This window comes from Bacillus nitroreducens (assembly GCF_964021195.1).
In genome coordinates this window covers 862460-881170 of record NZ_CAXHYI020000003.1, presented here as the reverse complement: position 1 = coordinate 881170, position 18711 = coordinate 862460, and the positions used below count along the sequence as shown (strand labels likewise).

The following is an 18711-nucleotide window of genomic DNA, read 5'->3' as shown; positions in this document are numbered from 1 at the left end:
CTTTTTAGTAAAATGAAGTTACCACACAACATTCCAGAAAGGATGATTTTTTATGAGCAATCAATTGATTACTAATGAAAATTATAACACGCAAACTTCCCTTTTTCCAGAGTTCGAAGAGGAGAAACTAGAAGTTCAAAATGAAGAAAAACAAAAAGAACCTAATCCAAGACAATTAGCCCCTACTTTCAAACCCTACGATAATCGACAAATTCAAATGATTTATGATATCGAATCTCTTATTCCACAACATCACGAGGCCCGTGTAGTAGACGAAATGGTTGAAGCTATTCCTGATGAAAATCTATTTTCATACTATGTAGGCGGTGGCAGAAGTTCTTACCATCCCAAAATGATGCTTAAAATTATCCTTTATGGTTATTCCCAGAAGGTTTATTCTTGCCGAGGGATAGAAAAATTAGCAAATGAAAGTATCCCAGCTATGTGGTTGTCAGCGATGCAACAACCAGATTTCCGTACAATTAATGAGTTCCGTGGGGGACGCATGAAAGACTTTATGGATGAACTATTCGAAGCAATGATTCACAAGTTGATTGAAGAGAACTACATAACATTCGAAAGCTACTTTTTGGATGGCACCAAGATTGAAGCCAACGCCAACAAGTATAGTTTTGTATGGAAACGTGCTACTTCAAATTTTGAAGAGAAATTAAAAGAAAAAATCAAGGAAACCCTTCAGCATATCCATGAAATAACCAGGGCAGAAGCACAACCAGAAGAATTAATAAATCAGGAACAAGAAATCACTGAACAGGAATTAGTAGAAGTTGCCGAAGAACTTGAGGAAAAAGTTGAGGCATTAACAAAGGTAATTGATAGCGAAACAGATAAAGACGTTCGAAAAGAAAAAAGGCAAGAACGGAGTCAATTAAAGAAATCAATCAAGCAAATCCGTGAGGATTTTATACCTCGTATGACTAAATATAAGGAACATAATGAAGTTTTAGGTGATCGTAATAGTTATTCTAAAACGGACAAAGATGCCACCTTCATGCGTATGAAAGAAGATCATATGAAAAATGGCCAACTTAAGCCAGGATACAACGTACAAGTAGGAACAGAAAACCAGTTTATTCTATACTATACAATACATCAACGCCCAACAGACACTCGGTGCTTCATCCCTCATATGGAGAAACTGGCAGCTTCTTCTTTACCAATACCCAAAACGGTTATTGCCGATGCAGGATATGGTAGTGAGGAGAATTATGTTTACGCTGTCGGAGATGAGAAAGAGCAACGATTCGAGTTTCTTATTCCGTATGGAAGCTATGTACAGGAACAAACCCGTAAATATAAAAAAGACATCAAAAACGCAAAAAATTGGACTTACGTGGAAGATGACGACTATTTTATTTGCCCGAAAGGAATGAAAGTAACGTTTAAAAAATACCTGAATAAAAAGAATAAATCTGGCTACGAGCAAAGTTTTAAAATATATGAATGTGAAGATTGTACCGATTGTCCACTAAAAGCACAATGCACAAAAGCAAAAGGGAATCGTCAGATTCATTGGAATACGATTTTTGAAGAAATGAAAGCCAAGGCTAAAACAGCCCTTGAATGTGATGAAAAGTCCGCTATCTACGCTCAACGTAAAGTTGAAGTAGAAAGTGTGTTCGGTCACATCAAGGGCAATAGGTCGTTTCGCAGATTTTCTCTGCGGGGGCTCGACAAAGTATATGTCGAGTTTGGAATTGTGGCATTAGCCCACAATATATTGAAAGTAGCAGGCATACGCCAGCTACTTTCAGAGAAAAATCGAAAAAAACAAAAAGGCAAGGGAGAAAAACGGTCGTTTTTCTCCCTTGCCTTATTTTTTAGGACTTATCGGACAGCCCCTTTTGTGATATATATGATGCTCCTCACACTATAAATATGGACAGGTATGGTATAATGGAGGAGATGAAACCGAATACAGAGTTTAGGTGGTGTTAATATGTTAACTGAGCAACAAGTGAGAGATGTTTTACGACAGCTTCAAGATCCATTTCTACATAGAACATTCGAAGAAACGAATGCCATCCAAGAGATTAAAATAAAAGAAGAAAAGAATCATGTTAGCGTAAAAATTGCTCTATCAAAAACAGGTACAGGGGAACAGCTACAGCTTCAAACTCAGATTGTAAATGCATTGAAACAAGCGGGAGCAGATTCAGTCGGTCTCCGTTTTACCGAATTATCAGCGGAAGAACTAGCTAAATTTAAGACCGAATCTTCTGAAGAGTCTGCGCCGTTATTATCACCTGTTAACCAAACAACCTTTATTGCTGTTGCAAGTGGTAAGGGTGGTGTAGGTAAATCAACTGTTTCTGTAAACTTAGCTGTATCCTTAGCAAGACTAGGGAAAAAAGTTGGGATTATAGATGCGGATATATACGGATTTAGTGTTCCAGATATGATGGGTATTACAAACCGCCCGACTGTTAGTGGAGAAAAAATTATCCCTGTAGAAAGAAAAGGGGTAAAAGTAATCTCAATGGGATTCTTTGTAGAGGACAATTCACCAGTTATTTGGCGTGGACCAATGCTCGGTAAAATGTTAAATAACTTCTTTAATGAAGTTGAGTGGGGAGACCTTGACTTCTTAGTACTAGACTTACCTCCAGGTACAGGCGACGTTGCGCTAGATGTTCATACGATGCTTCCGCACTGCAAAGAAATTATTGTTACAACACCACACCCTACGGCTGCATTCGTAGCAGCAAGAGCGGGTGCAATGGCTCTTCGTACGGAACATGAAATACTTGGTGTTATTGAGAATATGTCCTACTTTGAAAGCAAAGTTACAGGTGAAAAGGAATATGTATTTGGTAAAGGTGGCGGAGAGAAACTAGCGGATGAGCTTCAAACATCGTTACTAGGGAAAATTCCATTAGGACAGCCTGACTGGAATGACGATGATTTTGCTCCATCAGTATATGATGAAGATCACCCAACAGGAAAAATTTATAACGAAATTGCAAAACGTGTGATTGATGCAATGTAATATAAAGACCCTCCTTTAATTTAGGAGGGTCTTTATATTTTGAGAATTAGCTATTACCGCTACCTTCTCCTTCATCTTTTTTTGCCTTTTCCTCTTTTTGCATATCTTCTGCTGCTTTAATAAGAATATCTTCAATTTTTGCTTTATATAACGGACTTTCAAGCGTTTCACTGATGACTGTTTGGAGGTGCTTTCTGTATTCTTGGCTTTTTAAGACATCCATGAGTTGTTCTTCCATCTCAGGATTTTTTAAGATATCCATCATCATTTTTTGATAATCGGGATCCTTCATTAAGTCTTTAATGAGTTTTTCGTGCTCCGTTTGCATACTTTTTGCAAAATCTTCTACAAACTTCGTATCCTCGAATGTTTTTTTCCAAAACTCAACCCCATTATCCGAAGTAAGAGTTTCACGGATGGAATCTTTTACAATGGCTTGATCCATAACGAGGTGCTGCTTGATCTTCTCATCTCGCATGAGTTCTTCGATTGCCTTTTTACCATCATCGGTTTTTAATATATCGACTACCATTTTTTTTGTTTCATCATAATCCATTCGATTTTGATCGACATTTGCAGGGGCACAGCCTACGATTGACAATAGAAAACTAATAATGAGGAGGAGCGATATCCATTTTCTCATTTAAAAGCTCCTTTCATAAGGGATCCTTACTAGTTAATATGCTTTTTTTGTTAAAAAATATTCACGTATTACATGGTGATAAACTGGCATTCATCCCCGACCTTTTGGTACAATCATATGGTGAATATATGGAGTGGGGGATTATGTCGTGAAAAGTCGAAATTGGGTAAGGTTGTTCCTTTCTACCTTACTAGTTGGCGCGATTAGCACAATTATTACTGGTTTTGCTGTTAAATGGAGTGAATATAAAGATTTATTTTTGGCATCAGATTTCGTTGAAATACTAATGGTAGTATTTTGGCTAATTGGTGTTGGATTTATTTTTAGTATTATTAGCCAAATGGGTTTCTTCGCCTATTTAACTGTTCACCGAATAGGACAAGGGTTATTTAAAGGTGCTTGGAGTCCCGCGCAAATTGTGTTAATAGCATTTGTTTTATTTGATTTAATCTATTTCCGATATCAGGTGTTTGCAGTTGAAGGAGAAAGTATCACTGAATATGTATTGGTACCAGTAGGCCTTTTAGTCTTTGCGTTAATTATTGCTTACTTTAAAAGAAAACAGACAAATAGTAAGGCGTTTTTACCTGCATTGTTCTTTATGTTTGTTGTAACTGTGATTGAATGGGTTCCAGCAATCAGGGTGAATGATGAGAGTTGGTTGTATTTATGGATTTTTCCACTATTAGTTTGTAATGCGTATCAATTATTAATACTGCCAAAAATAACGAAACAAAAAAGCTGATCCAATTAGATCAGCTTTTTCTATGTCTATTTGCATACGTGAATTTTATCTACCTAATCCTTTGTAAGCTGAATGATAAAAGCTCTAGTTCATACCGTCTATTCAACAACTTCACTCTTAACGTCGGCGTTATCTAACATATCACTTACTGTTACAAATGAAAGGCCCTTATTTTTAATTCCCTTTAAAATACCAGGAAGTGCCTCAGCAGTTTGTTTAGCAGAATCAGAAGCGTGGAACAAAATAATGTCTCCACCCTTTACATTATCCAACACATTACTAGATATTCTCGTTACTCCTGGATTGTTCCAATCATTCGAATCAATACTCCAGTGAACGAGAGTTAATCCAACTGAATCTAATATTTTTACCACTCTTGAATCAAAGTTTCCATCTGGTGTCCTGAAAAAGGTAACAGTTTTGACCCCCATTTTCTTAAATACATCCTGTGCCTTATAAATATCTTTCTTTATTTGTGCATCTTCTAATTCAGTATAGTTTTTATAATCATATCCTTTGATTCCGATTTGATGTCCATCTTTAACAATCCGTTCAACAATTTGTGGATGGCGTTCTGCCCAAGAGCCAGATAGGAAAAAGGTTGCATTGGTTACACCTTCATTTTTCAAGGTATCAATAATAGGTAAAGCCTTTGTGTCGCCCCAACTAATATTAAACGTAAGTGCAACGTTCTTTTTATTCTTTTCTCCTTTATAAATTACTCTTGGTCCATTTTCTGTTGAGAAGACAGGGGCGATATTGCCCTTTTCTATATAAAATATACTGGCTGTAAATAAGGATGCGAAAAGAATAATTAACGTTTGTTTAATTCTTTTGCTACTCAGGATGTAAAAAAAGTTCATGATTATCCTCCTTGTTCAAAGCATTCTCTGTCTAAATAATATGCTTGTCTTCTTAATTTATGTGTAAATGTTATAGGGAAAATAATTAATAAAATAACCAATTCTGGAAATAACTAGAATTACTATAAGCACGAGGTGAAACTATGATTGGATTATTAGTTGATCAAATTGAAGTTAAAGAATTAGAATACCTATTAAAGAGAGAAATGGATGAGATATTATTTGATGTGGAAGATTCAAGAATCGACCATATCGTGAAACGAGCGATGGAAGAAAGGTATCAAATTTTATTTCGGTTATTTAAAAGAATTGCTGATCCCTCAGAATGCAGCAGGTATATTCGTTCTAAAAAGGTGAACAGTAAAAAAGGGTAATAAAGCGTAGAAGAGGATTGTATAAGTTCATATGGTCCTCTTACAAATATAATTATTTTTTATAAATAGATTGTTGACATAGGAATCAGACGATGATATATTAATAAACGTCGTCACCGACGGCACTGAAAATTTTAAAAAAGATTTTAAAAAAAGTATTGACTTTAAAATGTTGATATGTTAAATTAAAAAAGTCGCTTCTGAGCGACATGTTAAAAAGTTCTTTGAAAACTGAACACAATACAAGCGTCAACGTTAATTCTAAGTAACAAATTTATTGAGCAATCAATACTCTATTGGAGAGTTTGATCCTGGCTCAGGATGAACGCTGGCGGCGTGCCTAATACATGCAAGTCGAGCGAATCTAAGGGAGCTTGCTCCCAAAGATTAGCGGCGGACGGGTGAGTAACACGTGGGCAACCTACCTGTAAGACTGGGATAACTTCGGGAAACCGGAGCTAATACCGGATAACATATGAGACCACATGGTCTTATATTAAAAGATGGCTTCTCGCTATCACTTACGGATGGGCCCGCGGCGCATTAGCTAGTTGGTGAGGTAACGGCTCACCAAGGCAACGATGCGTAGCCGACCTGAGAGGGTGATCGGCCACACTGGGACTGAGACACGGCCCAGACTCCTACGGGAGGCAGCAGTAGGGAATCTTCCGCAATGGACGAAAGTCTGACGGAGCAACGCCGCGTGAGCGAAGAAGGTCTTCGGATCGTAAAGCTCTGTTGTTAGGGAAGAACAAGTATCGTTCGAATAGGGCGGTACCTTGACGGTACCTAACCAGAAAGCCACGGCTAACTACGTGCCAGCAGCCGCGGTAATACGTAGGTGGCAAGCGTTATCCGGAATTATTGGGCGTAAAGCGCGCGCAGGCGGTCCTTTAAGTCTGATGTGAAAGCCCACGGCTCAACCGTGGAGGGTCATTGGAAACTGGGGGACTTGAGTGCAGAAGAGGAGAGCGGAATTCCACGTGTAGCGGTGAAATGCGTAGAGATGTGGAGGAACACCAGTGGCGAAGGCGGCTCTCTGGTCTGTAACTGACGCTGAGGCGCGAAAGCGTGGGGAGCGAACAGGATTAGATACCCTGGTAGTCCACGCCGTAAACGATGAGTGCTAAGTGTTAGAGGGTTTCCGCCCTTTAGTGCTGAAGTCAACGCATTAAGCACTCCGCCTGGGGAGTACGGTCGCAAGACTGAAACTCAAAGGAATTGACGGGGGCCCGCACAAGCGGTGGAGCATGTGGTTTAATTCGAAGCAACGCGAAGAACCTTACCAGGTCTTGACATCCTCTGACACTCCTAGAGATAGGACGTTCCCTTCGGGGACAGAGTGACAGGTGGTGCATGGTTGTCGTCAGCTCGTGTCGTGAGATGTTGGGTTAAGTCCCGCAACGAGCGCAACCCTTGATCTTAGTTGCCAGCATTCAGTTGGGCACTCTAAGGTGACTGCCGGTGACAAACCGGAGGAAGGTGGGGATGACGTCAAATCATCATGCCCCTTATGACCTGGGCTACACACGTGCTACAATGGATGGTACAAAGGGCAGCGAAACCGCGAGGTTAAGCCAATCCCATAAAACCATTCTCAGTTCGGATTGCAGGCTGCAACTCGCCTGCATGAAGCCGGAATCGCTAGTAATCGCGGATCAGCATGCCGCGGTGAATACGTTCCCGGGCCTTGTACACACCGCCCGTCACACCACGAGAGTTTGTAACACCCGAAGTCGGTGGGGTAACCGTAAGGAGCCAGCCGCCTAAGGTGGGACAGATGATTGGGGTGAAGTCGTAACAAGGTAGCCGTATCGGAAGGTGCGGCTGGATCACCTCCTTTCTAAGGAAAAAGTCGAAAAGCGAAGGTGACTGTTCAGCCTCGACAAGTGCTGGAACTTCTGAAGGAAAAGTCAGCAGACTTTGACAGAAGAAGTGAAGCAACCTCGAGAGGCTAGGAACCGTAGCTAGACAATAGAAGTTCTACGAACTTCATAAAAAGACGTTTTGTATTGTGGTCAGTTTTGAGAGTGCTTTTTCTCTCAAAGGTCGATTTTTGCCTTTCGCAAAAATCAATTGCGCTTGCGTCTGCAAGATTAGTCAATGATGATTAATTCCTCAGCGCAAAGCTGCATGGAGACTATTCACTGATGTAAATTACGATGTGATTGAAGTCAGTAGCTTCGTTCCTTGAAAACTAGATAACGTAACAAAACATTCATTGAAGTAAAGTTCTTTAAACTTATAGGCGCATGAGAAGCGAAGAAATTTGAAGCTTATCGAAGCCGAACAGGTTAAGTTATAAAGGGCGCACGGTGGATGCCTTGGCACTAGGAGCCGATGAAGGACGGTACTAACACCGATATGCTTCGGGGAGCTGTAAGTAAGCATTGATCCGAAGATTTCCGAATGGGGAAACCCACTGCTCGTAATGGGGCAGTATCCTTACCTGAATTCATAGGGTAAGCGAAGGTAGACCTGGGGAACTGAAACATCTAAGTACCCAGAGGAAGAGAAAGCAAACGCGATTTCCTGAGTAGCGGCGAGCGAAACGGAAGATAGCCCAAACCAAGAGGCTTGCCTCTTGGGGTTGTAGGACACTCTATACGGAGTTACAAAAGAGCGAAGTAGACGAAGCGACCTGGAAAGGTCCGTCAGAGAAGGTAACAACCCTGTAGTCGAAACTTCGTTCTCTCTTGAGTGGATCCTGAGTACGGCGGGACACGTGAAATCCCGTCGGAAGCTGGGAGGACCATCTCCCAAGGCTAAATACTCCCTAGTGACCGATAGTGAACCAGTACCGTGAGGGAAAGGTGAAAAGCACCCCGGGAGGGGAGTGAAATAGAACCTGAAACCGTGTGCCTACAAGTAGTCAAAGCACATTCATGTGTGATGGCGTGCCTTTTGTAGAATGAACCGGCGAGTTACGATTACGTGCAAGGTTAAGTCGGAGAGACGGAGCCGCAGCGAAAGCGAGTCTGAATAGGGCGAATGAGTACGTGGTCGTAGACCCGAAACCAGGTGATCTACCCATGTCCAGGGTGAAGTTCAGGTAACACTGAATGGAGGCCCGAACCCACGTACGTTGAAAAGTGCGGGGATGAGGTGTGGGTAGCGGAGAAATTCCAATCGAACTTGGAGATAGCTGGTTCTCTCCGAAATAGCTTTAGGGCTAGCCTCGAGTATAGAGTCTTGGAGGTAGAGCACTGATTGGACTAGGGGCCCTCATCGGGTTACCGAATTCAGTCAAACTCCGAATGCCAAAGACTTGATTCTCGGGAGTCAGACTGCGAGTGATAAGATCCGTAGTCAAGAGGGAAACAGCCCAGACCACCAGCTAAGGTCCCAAAGTATACGTTAAGTGGAAAAGGATGTGGAGTTGCTTAGACAACCAGGATGTTGGCTTAGAAGCAGCCACCATTTAAAGAGTGCGTAATAGCTCACTGGTCGAGTGACTCTGCGCCGAAAATGTACCGGGGCTAAACGTATCACCGAAGCTGTGGATTGTTCTTACGAACAATGGTAGGAGAGCGTTCTAAGTGCAGCGAAGTCAGACCGTGAGGACTGGTGGAGCGCTTAGAAGTGAGAATGCCGGTATGAGTAGCGAAAGAGGGGTGAGAATCCCCTCCACCGAATGCCTAAGGTTTCCTGAGGAAGGCTCGTCCGCTCAGGGTTAGTCGGGACCTAAGCCGAGGCTGAAAAGCGTAGGCGATGGACAACAGGTTGATATTCCTGTACCACCTCTTTACCGTTTGAGCGATGGAGGGACGCAGGAGGATAGGGTAAGCGCACTGTTGGATATGTGCGTCCAAGCAGTTAGACTGGTAAGTAGGCAAATCCGCTTACCGTAAGGTTGAGCTGTGATGGCGAGGGAAATATAGTACCGAAGTTCCTGATTCCACACTGCCAAGAAAAGCTTCTAGCGAGGTAAATGGTGCCCGTACCGCAAACCGACACAGGTAGGCGAGGAGAGAATCCTAAGGTGATCGAGAGAACTCTCGTTAAGGAACTCGGCAAAATGACCCCGTAACTTCGGGAGAAGGGGTGCTTTTTAGGGTGCATAGCCCTGAAAAGCCGCAGTGAATAGGCCCAGGCGACTGTTTAGCAAAAACACAGGTCTCTGCGAAGCCGCAAGGCGAAGTATAGGGGCTGACACCTGCCCGGTGCTGGAAGGTTAAGAGGAGGGGTTAGCGCAAGCGAAGCTCTGAATCGAAGCCCCAGTAAACGGCGGCCGTAACTATAACGGTCCTAAGGTAGCGAAATTCCTTGTCAGGTAAGTTCTGACCCGCACGAAAGGTGTAACGATCTGGGCACTGTCTCAACGAGAGACTCGGTGAAATTATAGTACCTGTGAAGATGCAGGTTACCCGCGACAGGACGGAAAGACCCCGTGGAGCTTTACTGCAACCTGATATTGAATTTTGGTACAGCTTGTACAGGATAGGTAGGAGCCTTGGAAGCCGGAGCGCTAGCTTCGGTGGAGGCGTCGGTGGGATACTACCCTGGCTGTATTGAAATTCTAACCCGAAGGCCTTATCGGCCTTGGAGACAGTGTCAGGTGGGCAGTTTGACTGGGGCGGTCGCCTCCTAAAGAGTAACGGAGGCGCCCAAAGGTTCCCTCAGAATGGTTGGAAATCATTCGTAGAGTGTAAAGGCACAAGGGAGCTTGACTGCGAGACCTACAAGTCGAGCAGGGACGAAAGTCGGGCTTAGTGATCCGGTGGTTCCGCATGGAAGGGCCATCGCTCAACGGATAAAAGCTACCCCGGGGATAACAGGCTTATCTCCCCCAAGAGTCCACATCGACGGGGAGGTTTGGCACCTCGATGTCGGCTCATCGCATCCTGGGGCTGTAGTCGGTCCCAAGGGTTGGGCTGTTCGCCCATTAAAGCGGTACGCGAGCTGGGTTCAGAACGTCGTGAGACAGTTCGGTCCCTATCCGTCGTGGGCGTAGGAAATTTGAGAGGAGCTGTCCTTAGTACGAGAGGACCGGGATGGACACACCGCTGGTGTACCAGTTGTCCTGCCAAGGGCATAGCTGGGTAGCTATGTGTGGAAGGGATAAGTGCTGAAAGCATCTAAGCATGAAGCCCCCCTCAAGATGAGATTTCCCATAGTGTTAAACTAGTAAGATCCCTCGAAGATGACGAGGTTGATAGGTCAGAGGTGGAAGCATGGTGACATGTGCAGCTGACTGATACTAATCGATCGAGGACTTAACCAAATAGAATTGCGAAGGCGACTGTATAGGAGCCGTAGCAAGACAAATGAATGAATGTGCGTACGTTATCTAGTTTTGAAGGAATGAATCCTTCTAATAGTTTAGTGACGATAGCGAAGAGGTCACACCCGTTCCCATACCGAACACGGAAGTTAAGCTCTTCAGCGCCGATGGTAGTTGGGGCATTGCCCCTGTGAGAGTAGGACGTCGCTAAGCTTTTATTCCGCAGTAGCTCAGTGGTAGAGCTATCGGCTGTTAACCGATCGGTCGTAGGTTCGAATCCTACCTGCGGAGCCATTGCTTCCATAGCTCAGCTGGTAGAGCACTTCCATGGTAAGGAAGAGGTCAGCGGTTCGAGCCCGCTTGGAAGCTTAAAAAAGAGACTTTATATTATTGGCCCGTTGGTCAAGCGGTTAAGACACCGCCCTTTCACGGCGGTAACACGGGTTCGAATCCCGTACGGGTCACCATTAATGTTAGTAGCATTAGCACATCTTGTGCGTCGGAGGATTAGCTCAGCTGGGAGAGCACCTGCCTTACAAGCAGGGGGTCGGCGGTTCGAGCCCGTCATCCTCCACCATTTTAAACCTAATAATGCCGGTGTAGCTCAGTTGGTAGAGCAACTGACTTGTAATCAGTAGGTCGTGGGTTCGACTCCTATCGCCGGCACCATTTTAAATTTAATGATGGAGGGGTAGCGAAGTGGCTAAACGCGGCGGACTGTAAATCCGCTCCCTCAGGGTTCGGCGGTTCGAATCCGTCCCCCTCCACCATTTCTATAAGATAATAGGCCATTATTCTTTCTTTGGATTTAATCAAAAGGATGAAGCAGGCTATTTTTTTGGAAATTATTCAACAATTTTACTTATCAACTAACTCATAATTTGTTCGTTATATGTGCAAAATAAAAGAGTAATTGATTACATTGATGGGCTATAGCCAAGTGGTAAGGCAACGGACTTTGACTCCGTCATTCGTAGGTTCGAATCCTGCTAGCCCAGCCATTTTCATAATAGTTTCGTTTGAGCCATTAGCTCAGTTGGTAGAGCACGAAAGAGTATGCTTCGGAGCACATTCTTCAGCGTACCAATCGAGTTGCTACTTGCGTAAACTTTCTGAGATTGGGACGTCGTAGTTTAATTTGTTATCTAAATTTATCTGCATAATACTTATACGAGCCATTAGCTCAGTTGGTAGAGCATCTGACTTTTAATCAGAGGGTCGAAGGTTCGAGTCCTTCATGGCTCATCTCATGCGGAAGTAGTTCAGTGGTAGAACACCACCTTGCCAAGGTGGGGGTCGCGGGTTCGAATCCCGTCTTCCGCTCCATGAACTACTTCTTTTTCTATTTGGGGGCCTTAGCTCAGCTGGGAGAGCGCCTGCCTTGCACGCAGGAGGTCAGCGGTTCGATCCCGCTAGGCTCCACCAAATTCCATAAAATTCACAATAAACCATAGAGGTTTATTTTTTTTTTGCAAAAATTACATGTTTGATCAAGCGGTTAAATTTTTTTATATTCCTAACAGAATCTTATCTATACACTATAATTATTCAAAGGTTAAAAGCCATTTCAGCTAAGATGATGTTTTACCTTATTTAAGACACATTTTATCTAGAGGTGCGTTTTCATATAGGTTAACGGGTATAAATACTTTTTATAAGATGAAAGCGATGTTAGGAATCATTCATTAAACTCCTTCACTGTTTCAATTGATTCCTTCTATACATTGCATATATATACATGTTTTTGTCGAGTTGAGTCATTCTATAAAAAGTAGGAAAATAGGGATATATGGGAGAAGGAGGTTCATTTATTTATGAAGAAGGATATTTCGATTATTGGGGTTCCAATGGACTTAGGTCAGATGCGTAGAGGCGTTGACATGGGACCCAGTGCTATCCGTTATGCGGGTGTTGTAGAGCGTTTAGAGCGCCTTAAATATAATATAGATGATTTAGGAGATATTGAGATAACACGTCCTACTCGTGAGGAAGTAGCAAAGGATGAAAATTTAAAGAACCTCGAGAAAGTATCTGAAGCGAATGAAAAACTTGCGGCTACAGTTGACAAGGTTATTCAAAATGGAAGATTTCCACTTGTCCTAGGTGGTGACCACAGTATTGCAATTGGTTCGCTTGCTGGAATTGCAAAACATTATCAAAATCTAGGGGTTATCTGGTATGATGCTCACGGTGATTTGAACACAGCCGAAACATCACCTTCAGGAAATATACACGGAATGCCTCTAGCAGCTAGTCTTGGACTCGGTCATAAACGATTAACAGATATCGCAGGATATAGTCCAAAAATCAAACCGGAAAATATTGTTCTTATTGGGGCAAGAGCCCTTGATGAAGGTGAAAAGGAATTAATTAAACAGCTTGGAATTAAGGTCTATACCATGCATGAAATCGATCGACTAGGTATGACTAAGGTTATGGAAGAAACAATAGCATATTTGAAAGAAAAAACTGATGGGGTCCATTTATCATTGGATTTAGATGGACTGGATCCACATGATGCTCCAGGAGTTGGAACTCCAGTACTTGGAGGTATTAATTACAGAGAAAGTCACTTAGCTATGGAAATGTTAGAGGAATCCAAATTGATTACTTCAGCTGAATTTGTAGAGGTGAATCCGATATTAGATGACAAAAATAAAACAGCTTCCGTCGCAGTGGCTTTAATGGGTTCTCTATTTGGAGAAAAGCTTTTATAATAACAATACAGTATCTCAGTAAAAGAGATACTGTCTTTTTTTAAATAATGTGTAAATGTTTGATTTCCATTCACATAAACCATCCAAAATTTGTTAAAATGAAAGTTATGGAGAAAATGAAACCTTTTTGAAGGTCATTCGTAAATAATGATACCCGCAATGAGCGGAGGTAGCAAAATGGAGACAATCATAAAAAACAGAATTAGGCAGATTAAAAATGGAGATCAGAGTGCATTTGCAGAGATTGTAGAGTTCTACAAAGACAAGGTTTTTCAGATAAGTTATCGTATGCTGGGAAATCGACATGAGGCAGAAGATATTGCACAAGAGGCCTTTATTCGTGCATATGTTAATATTCATAGCTATGATATGAATAAAAAATTTTCAACATGGTTGTATCGTATTGCGACGAATCTGTCAATTGACCGCATACGAAAGAAAAAACCTGATTACTACCTTGATGCAGAAATTGCAGGCTCTGATGGACTAACTATGTATTCACAAGTCGCTGCAGATGCCGCATTACCAGAGGACGAGCTTGAGACAATGGAACTTCAAGAACAAATTCAAGCGGAAATTTTGAAGCTTCCTGAAAAGTATCGTTCCGTCATTGTTTTAAAATACATCGAGGAGTTTTCGCTTAAAGAAATTGGTGAAATTCTTGACCTGCCTATTGGCACAGTGAAAACAAGAATCCACAGAGGCCGAGAAGCTTTACGAAACCAGCTTCGACATGTATAGGGGTGAGAAAAAATGAACTGTTCAGAAAAAGACATAACAGAACTTATGCACAATTACCTGGATGAGGACATTTCTGAAGAGGAAGAGAAGGTACTGCGTGAGCATTTGCAAACATGCGAATCATGCCAGCAACATTTTCATGAATTAAAGAAGACCATTGCGTTGGTACAAAGTACTTCTCACATTTCTGCACCTAGTGATTTCACATTAAAAGTCATGCAAAATTTACCGAAGGAAAAACGTACTGTAAGCTTTAGACGATGGTTTAGAGAGCATCCGATGCTAACGGCGGCCTCACTCTTCCTTGTACTAATGGCAGGAAGTCTCTTTTCAGTTTGGAGTGAAAGTGATGAATTCTCAGTATCCAAACAGCCGAACTTAATAGTTGAAAACAATACTGTAATTGTCCCAGAAGGTGAAACAATATCTGGAGACGTCGTTGTGAGAAACGGAAAGATTGTGATTGAGGGAGCTGTAGATGGAAATGTCACTGTCATTAATGGTGAAAAGTATATGGCAGCAGCTGGAAATGTGACAGGTGAAATAAAAGAAGTCAATCAAATATTTGAATGGCTTTGGTATCATATGAAAAAAATAGGAACAGACGTTATTCATGTATTTGATCATGAAGATGAAGAAAAATAGACCATCGAACACGATGGTCTATTTTATTCTAGAAAATTAAGCTTATCCTCCTACCAATTTGTACTTGGTGTAGGAATGATATATGATATAATATTATGGCCAACTATGTGTTTTGGATTATTTCATAGAGGAAGTGTGAGAATGTCATTTAATGAACTCCCTTTATTAGGTTACCTCGGCATTTTTCTAGATGTTCTCCTTGTCTGGTATGTGATATATAAATTATTGACCCTCATACGCGGAACGAAAGCGGTTCAGTTACTGAAGGGTATCATTGTTATCGTGTTTATCAGGCTTTTAAGCAGCCTGTTAGAATTACATACATTGTTTTGGTTAGTCGACCAAGTAATGGATTGGGGATTCTTAGCGATTATCGTGATCTTCCAACCTGAATTGCGAAGGGCATTGGAACAACTTGGTCGTGGGAAAATATTTTCAAGAGGCGGTACAGATGAAGATGACCAACAGGCCAATTTAGTTGAAGCCATAACAAAAGCGACTGATTATATGGCAAAGCGTCGAATCGGTGCACTTATTTCAATTGAGCGGCAAACAGGAATGGGGGATTATGTCGAAACAGGAATCCCACTACATTCAGCGATTTCATCTGAATTATTAATTAATATCTTTATCCCAAATACACCTTTACATGATGGTGCTGTGATTATCCAAAAAAACCAGGTAGCAGCTGCAGCTTGTTATTTACCACTTTCGGAGAGTCCATTTATCTCAAAAGAATTGGGAACACGTCACCGAGCAGCACTTGGGATTAGTGAGGTAACAGACAGCATAACCATTATTGTTTCAGAGGAAACAGGAAGTGTGTCAATAACAAAGAACGGAGAACTTCACCGTGATTTGAAACCAGACGCATTTCGTGATTTATTAAATCAAGAACTAGTGATAGCCGAACGCAATACCTCTCATCCACTATGGCAATGGAGGGGGAAAAAGAATGGATAGATTAATGGATAACCGTTGGGTCACACGGATTATTGCATTGTTACTTGCATTACTTTTATTTGCGTCTGTTAGTTTTGAAAATCAGCCTGCATCAAAGAGTCCTGCAGGTATACCATTGTTTTCCAATTACTCAGAAACATTAACGGAGATTCCTGTCAATACATACTATGATGATCAAAATCTAGTTGTATCTGGAGTCCCTCAATATGTGAATGTAACAATTGAAGGTCCATCTGGCGTTACAAAACGGGAAGGGCTACAAAAGGAAATTGAAGTCTATGCAGACCTTACACAGTTAACTGTCGGTACTCATAAGGTGAAATTGCAATATCGAAATATCTCTGAAAAAATAAAAGTTAAAATTGATCCTGCTGAAATCACTGTGGTCATTCAGGAAAAAGTAACAAAAGAATTCCCTGTTGAAGTTGACTTTGTTAACCGTGACCAAGTAGAAGAAGGATATACAATTGAACAACCAGTGGTGTCACCTCGAGTTGTCAAAATTACTGGTGCACTAGAAGAGATAGAAAGAATCGCTATGGTAAAAGCGGTTGTTGATCTAAAAGGTGTAACCGAAACCTTTACACAGGAATCACGGGTAGCTGTCTACGATCGAAATCAAAATGTATTGTCGGTAGCTGTGGAACCGAGTGTTGTTGAAATTACAGTTCCAATCGTTAGCCCGAATAAATCAGTATCTTTTACATTAAAACAAAAAGGAAAGCTTGCAGACGGGTTAAGTTTGGTCAATATCACGCCAACTCCAAATCAAGTTACGATATTTGGACCGAAGGAAGTCATTGATGAGATATCTTCAATTGAAGGTGAGATAGACCTTGATAAAATAAAAGAGGACACTACAATTGAAGTGAAGGTTCCGATACCTAAAGGGGTAATCCAAGTATTACCTGAAAAAATTGAAGTTGCAGTTGATGTTGAAGAAGAGATATCGGAAACCTTCTCAGAATTGTCGATATCGAGCCAAGGCCTAGGAGCTGAATTTGCTTTGACCTTCCTTAATCCTGAATCAGGAACTATTGATATAGATATACATGGTGCACCTAGTGTGATAGAAGGGACAAGTCCAACTGATTTCGAAGTATATATTGATGTAACCGATCTAGAGATTGGTGAACATGAAATAGATATAGAAGTGAATGGCCCAGAGACTGTTAGATGGGTAATACCTCAAGAAAAGGCAAAGATACGAATCACTGAAATTGAAGGGTGAATATTTGTATCTGCAAAAGGAGAGATCATTTAAAATGGGAAAATATTTTGGTACAGATGGTGTTCGTGGTGTTGCAAATAGTGAATTAACTCCAGAGCTCGCTTTTAAAGTAGGACGATTTGGAGGATATGTGCTAACAAAGGATAAAGAAAGACCAAAGGTTATCATTGGACGTGATACTCGTATTTCAGGTCATATGTTAGAAGGTGCTCTTGTAGCAGGACTATTATCTATTGGTGCAGAGGTTATGCGTTTAGGAGTCATCTCAACACCAGGTGTAGCTTATTTAACCAAGGCTTTAGGTGCTGAAGCAGGAGTTATGATTTCTGCTTCACATAATCCAGTACAAGACAATGGAATTAAGTTCTTTGGTCCAGATGGTTTTAAGCTTTCTGATGAACAGGAAAATGAAATTGAAGCACTTCTAGATAAGTCTGAAGATGAACTTCCACGTCCAATCGGAGCAGATTTAGGACAAGTGAACGATTATTTTGAAGGTGGCCAAAAGTATCTCCAATTCTTAAAACAAACAGTGGACGAGGATTTCACAGGTATTCATGTGGCATTGGATTGCGCTCACGGTGCAACATCTTCCCTTGCAACACATTTATTTGCTGATTTAGACGCGGATATTTCAACAATGGGAACTTCTCCAAACGGTCTTAATATTAACGATGGCGTAGGCTCTACACATCCAGAAGCCTTAGCTGCTTTCTTAAAAGAAAAAGGCGCTGATGTTGGACTAGCATTCGATGGAGATGGAGATCGTTTAATAGCAATTGACGAAAATGGAAACATTGTAGATGGCGATCAAATCATGTACATATGTGCAAAGTATTTGAAAGAACAAGGCCGCTTGAAGAATCAAACAGTTGTTTCAACCGTTATGAGTAATCTAGGCTTTTATAAAGCATTAGAAGAGAATGGTATGGAAAGTGTACAAACGGCCGTAGGAGACCGATATGTTGTAGAAGAAATGAAGAAGAGTGGGTATAACCTAGGCGGAGAACAATCTGGTCATATCATTTTCCTTGATTACAATACAACAGGTGATGGCCTCTTAACAGGTTTACAATTAGTGAATATAATGAAAACGACAAAGAAACCTCTATCAGAGCTTGCGAGTGAAATGAAGACATTCCCGCAACTATTAGTGAATGTGAAGGTCTCGGATAAACATCATGTTACCGATAATCCAGTAATCAAAGAGGTTATCGAAAAAGTTGAAGCAGAAATGAATGGAAATGGTCGTATATTAGTGCGTCCTTCAGGTACTGAGCCTTTAGTAAGGGTAATGGCAGAAGCTCCAACAGAAGAACAATGTAAGGAATATGTAAGCCGTATCGTTGCTGTTGTAAAAGCAGAAATGGGAATTGAATAATAAACGTATTAATTAAAAATATGCATACTTGGCACATTTCGTTCCATGTATGCATATTTTTTTAGTATACATGGAAAATTTATTCCATGTTTTGATTGACTAGTTTAGATTTTGTGGTGTATGATTATTTTTGTTCTTTTGAAAGGAGGATAGAGGTTAAAAGAGTAATAAATT

12 protein-coding genes, 10 tRNA genes and 3 rRNA genes are annotated in these 18711 nt (G+C 41.4%); 23 read left to right on the top strand and 2 right to left on the bottom strand.

Annotation, left to right across the window (positions count from 1 at the left end):
• Window positions 1-217: 217 nt before the first annotated feature.
• Both ACWPVE_RS08140 and ACWPVE_RS08135 read left to right on the top strand, forming a co-directional pair.
• Window positions 218-1897, top strand: a complete 1680-nt coding sequence (locus tag ACWPVE_RS08140) for an IS1182 family transposase (protein ID WP_453997417.1) — start codon at window positions 218-220, stop codon at window positions 1895-1897.
• Between the two features lie 63 nt (window positions 1898-1960).
• Window positions 1961-3010, top strand: coding sequence for an Mrp/NBP35 family ATP-binding protein (locus tag ACWPVE_RS08135; protein WP_453992348.1), 1050 nt, complete (start codon window positions 1961-1963; stop codon window positions 3008-3010).
• Between the two features lie 46 nt (window positions 3011-3056).
• Here the strand turns inward: ACWPVE_RS08135 and gerD are convergent, their stop codons facing one another.
• Window positions 3057-3653, bottom strand: a complete 597-nt coding sequence (gene gerD, locus ACWPVE_RS08130) for a spore germination lipoprotein GerD (protein ID WP_453992346.1) — start codon at window positions 3651-3653, stop codon at window positions 3057-3059.
• Between the two features lie 148 nt (window positions 3654-3801).
• Here gerD and ACWPVE_RS08125 point away from each other — a divergent pair, with 148 nt between their 5' ends.
• Window positions 3802-4398, top strand: a complete 597-nt coding sequence (locus ACWPVE_RS08125; protein ID WP_453992344.1) for a KinB-signaling pathway activation protein — start codon at window positions 3802-3804, stop codon at window positions 4396-4398.
• Between the two features lie 98 nt (window positions 4399-4496).
• Here the strand turns inward: ACWPVE_RS08125 and pdaB are convergent, their stop codons facing one another.
• Window positions 4497-5261, bottom strand: a complete 765-nt coding sequence (gene pdaB / locus ACWPVE_RS08120) for a polysaccharide deacetylase family sporulation protein PdaB (protein ID WP_453992342.1) — start codon at window positions 5259-5261, stop codon at window positions 4497-4499.
• 143 nt (window positions 5262-5404) lie between these two features.
• Between pdaB and ACWPVE_RS08115 the strand changes: the two genes are divergently transcribed.
• From ACWPVE_RS08115 to glmM, 20 genes are all read left to right on the top strand, one after another.
• The gene (locus tag ACWPVE_RS08115; protein ID WP_453992340.1) at window positions 5405-5635 is read left to right on the top strand and encodes a hypothetical protein; all 231 of its coding nucleotides are present in this window, start codon (window positions 5405-5407) and stop codon (window positions 5633-5635) included.
• Window positions 5636-5928: 293 nt separating this feature from the next.
• Window positions 5929-7478 (top strand): 16S ribosomal RNA (locus tag ACWPVE_RS08110).
• A gap of 449 nt (window positions 7479-7927) precedes the next feature.
• A 23S ribosomal RNA gene (locus tag ACWPVE_RS08105) occupies window positions 7928-10859 on the top strand.
• A 97-nt stretch (window positions 10860-10956) separates the two neighbouring features.
• Window positions 10957-11072: ribosomal RNA gene (gene rrf / locus ACWPVE_RS08100) — 5S ribosomal RNA — on the top strand.
• The 16S, 23S and 5S rRNA genes sit together here with 10 tRNA genes alongside, the layout of an rRNA operon.
• Window positions 11073-11078: 6 nt before the next feature.
• Window positions 11079-11153: transfer RNA gene (locus ACWPVE_RS08095), tRNA-Asn, on the top strand.
• Window positions 11154-11155: 2 nt separating this feature from the next.
• Window positions 11156-11228: transfer RNA gene (locus ACWPVE_RS08090), tRNA-Thr, on the top strand.
• Between the two features lie 23 nt (window positions 11229-11251).
• Window positions 11252-11326 (top strand) — tRNA-Glu (locus ACWPVE_RS08085).
• Between the two features lie 34 nt (window positions 11327-11360).
• Window positions 11361-11436, top strand: a tRNA-Val gene (locus ACWPVE_RS08080).
• Window positions 11437-11452: 16 nt separating this feature from the next.
• Window positions 11453-11528: transfer RNA gene (locus ACWPVE_RS08075), tRNA-Thr, on the top strand.
• A 16-nt stretch (window positions 11529-11544) separates the two neighbouring features.
• Window positions 11545-11629: transfer RNA gene (locus ACWPVE_RS08070), tRNA-Tyr, on the top strand.
• A gap of 156 nt (window positions 11630-11785) precedes the next feature.
• A tRNA-Gln gene (locus ACWPVE_RS08065) sits at window positions 11786-11860 on the top strand.
• A gap of 171 nt (window positions 11861-12031) precedes the next feature.
• Window positions 12032-12104 (top strand) — tRNA-Lys (locus ACWPVE_RS08060).
• 6 nt (window positions 12105-12110) lie between these two features.
• A tRNA-Gly gene (locus tag ACWPVE_RS08055) sits at window positions 12111-12185 on the top strand.
• A gap of 23 nt (window positions 12186-12208) precedes the next feature.
• Window positions 12209-12284, top strand: a tRNA-Ala gene (locus ACWPVE_RS08050).
• 389 nt (window positions 12285-12673) lie between these two features.
• On the top strand, window positions 12674-13576 hold the full coding sequence (gene rocF / locus ACWPVE_RS08045) for an arginase (RefSeq protein ID WP_453992338.1): 903 nt from the start codon (window positions 12674-12676) through the stop codon (window positions 13574-13576).
• A 177-nt stretch (window positions 13577-13753) separates the two neighbouring features.
• Window positions 13754-14317 (top strand): RNA polymerase sigma factor SigW, encoded by a 564-nt coding sequence (gene sigW / locus ACWPVE_RS08040; protein ID WP_453992336.1) that lies wholly within the window; start codon window positions 13754-13756, stop codon window positions 14315-14317.
• Window positions 14318-14329: 12 nt separating this feature from the next.
• Complete coding sequence (locus tag ACWPVE_RS08035; protein WP_453992334.1) at window positions 14330-14962, top strand: zf-HC2 domain-containing protein; 633 nt, start codon at window positions 14330-14332, stop codon at window positions 14960-14962.
• 141 nt (window positions 14963-15103) lie between these two features.
• A complete protein-coding gene (gene cdaA, locus ACWPVE_RS08030) occupies window positions 15104-15925 on the top strand; it encodes a diadenylate cyclase CdaA (protein WP_453992332.1) in 822 nt (273 codons plus the stop codon).
• A complete protein-coding gene (locus ACWPVE_RS08025) occupies window positions 15918-17156 on the top strand; it encodes a CdaR family protein (RefSeq protein WP_453992330.1) in 1239 nt (412 codons plus the stop codon). The genes cdaA and ACWPVE_RS08025 overlap by 8 nt, the downstream gene beginning before the upstream one ends.
• A 34-nt stretch (window positions 17157-17190) precedes the next feature.
• A complete protein-coding gene (gene glmM, locus ACWPVE_RS08020) occupies window positions 17191-18537 on the top strand; it encodes a phosphoglucosamine mutase (protein ID WP_453992328.1) in 1347 nt (448 codons plus the stop codon).
• Window positions 18538-18711 lie beyond the last annotated feature (174 nt).

Excerpts from the sequence above, each read along its gene's own strand:
- ACWPVE_RS08140 (WP_453997417.1), top strand. The coding sequence starts at position 218 with ATGATTTATGATATCGAATCTCTTATTCCACAACATCACGAGGCCCGT.
- ACWPVE_RS08135 (WP_453992348.1), top strand. The coding sequence starts at position 1,961 with ATGTTAACTGAGCAACAAGTGAGAGATGTTTTACGACAGCTTCAAGAT.
- gerD (WP_453992346.1), bottom strand. The coding sequence starts at position 3,653 with ATGAGAAAATGGATATCGCTCCTCCTCATTATTAGTTTTCTATTGTCA.
- pdaB (WP_453992342.1), bottom strand. The coding sequence starts at position 5,261 with ATGAACTTTTTTTACATCCTGAGTAGCAAAAGAATTAAACAAACGTTA.
- ACWPVE_RS08115 (WP_453992340.1), top strand. The coding sequence starts at position 5,405 with ATGATTGGATTATTAGTTGATCAAATTGAAGTTAAAGAATTAGAATAC.
- rocF (WP_453992338.1), top strand. The coding sequence starts at position 12,674 with ATGAAGAAGGATATTTCGATTATTGGGGTTCCAATGGACTTAGGTCAG.
- sigW (WP_453992336.1), top strand. The coding sequence starts at position 13,754 with ATGGAGACAATCATAAAAAACAGAATTAGGCAGATTAAAAATGGAGAT.
- ACWPVE_RS08035 (WP_453992334.1), top strand. The coding sequence starts at position 14,330 with ATGAACTGTTCAGAAAAAGACATAACAGAACTTATGCACAATTACCTG.
- cdaA (WP_453992332.1), top strand. The coding sequence starts at position 15,104 with ATGTCATTTAATGAACTCCCTTTATTAGGTTACCTCGGCATTTTTCTA.
- ACWPVE_RS08025 (WP_453992330.1), top strand. The coding sequence starts at position 15,918 with ATGGATAGATTAATGGATAACCGTTGGGTCACACGGATTATTGCATTG.
- glmM (WP_453992328.1), top strand. The coding sequence starts at position 17,191 with ATGGGAAAATATTTTGGTACAGATGGTGTTCGTGGTGTTGCAAATAGT.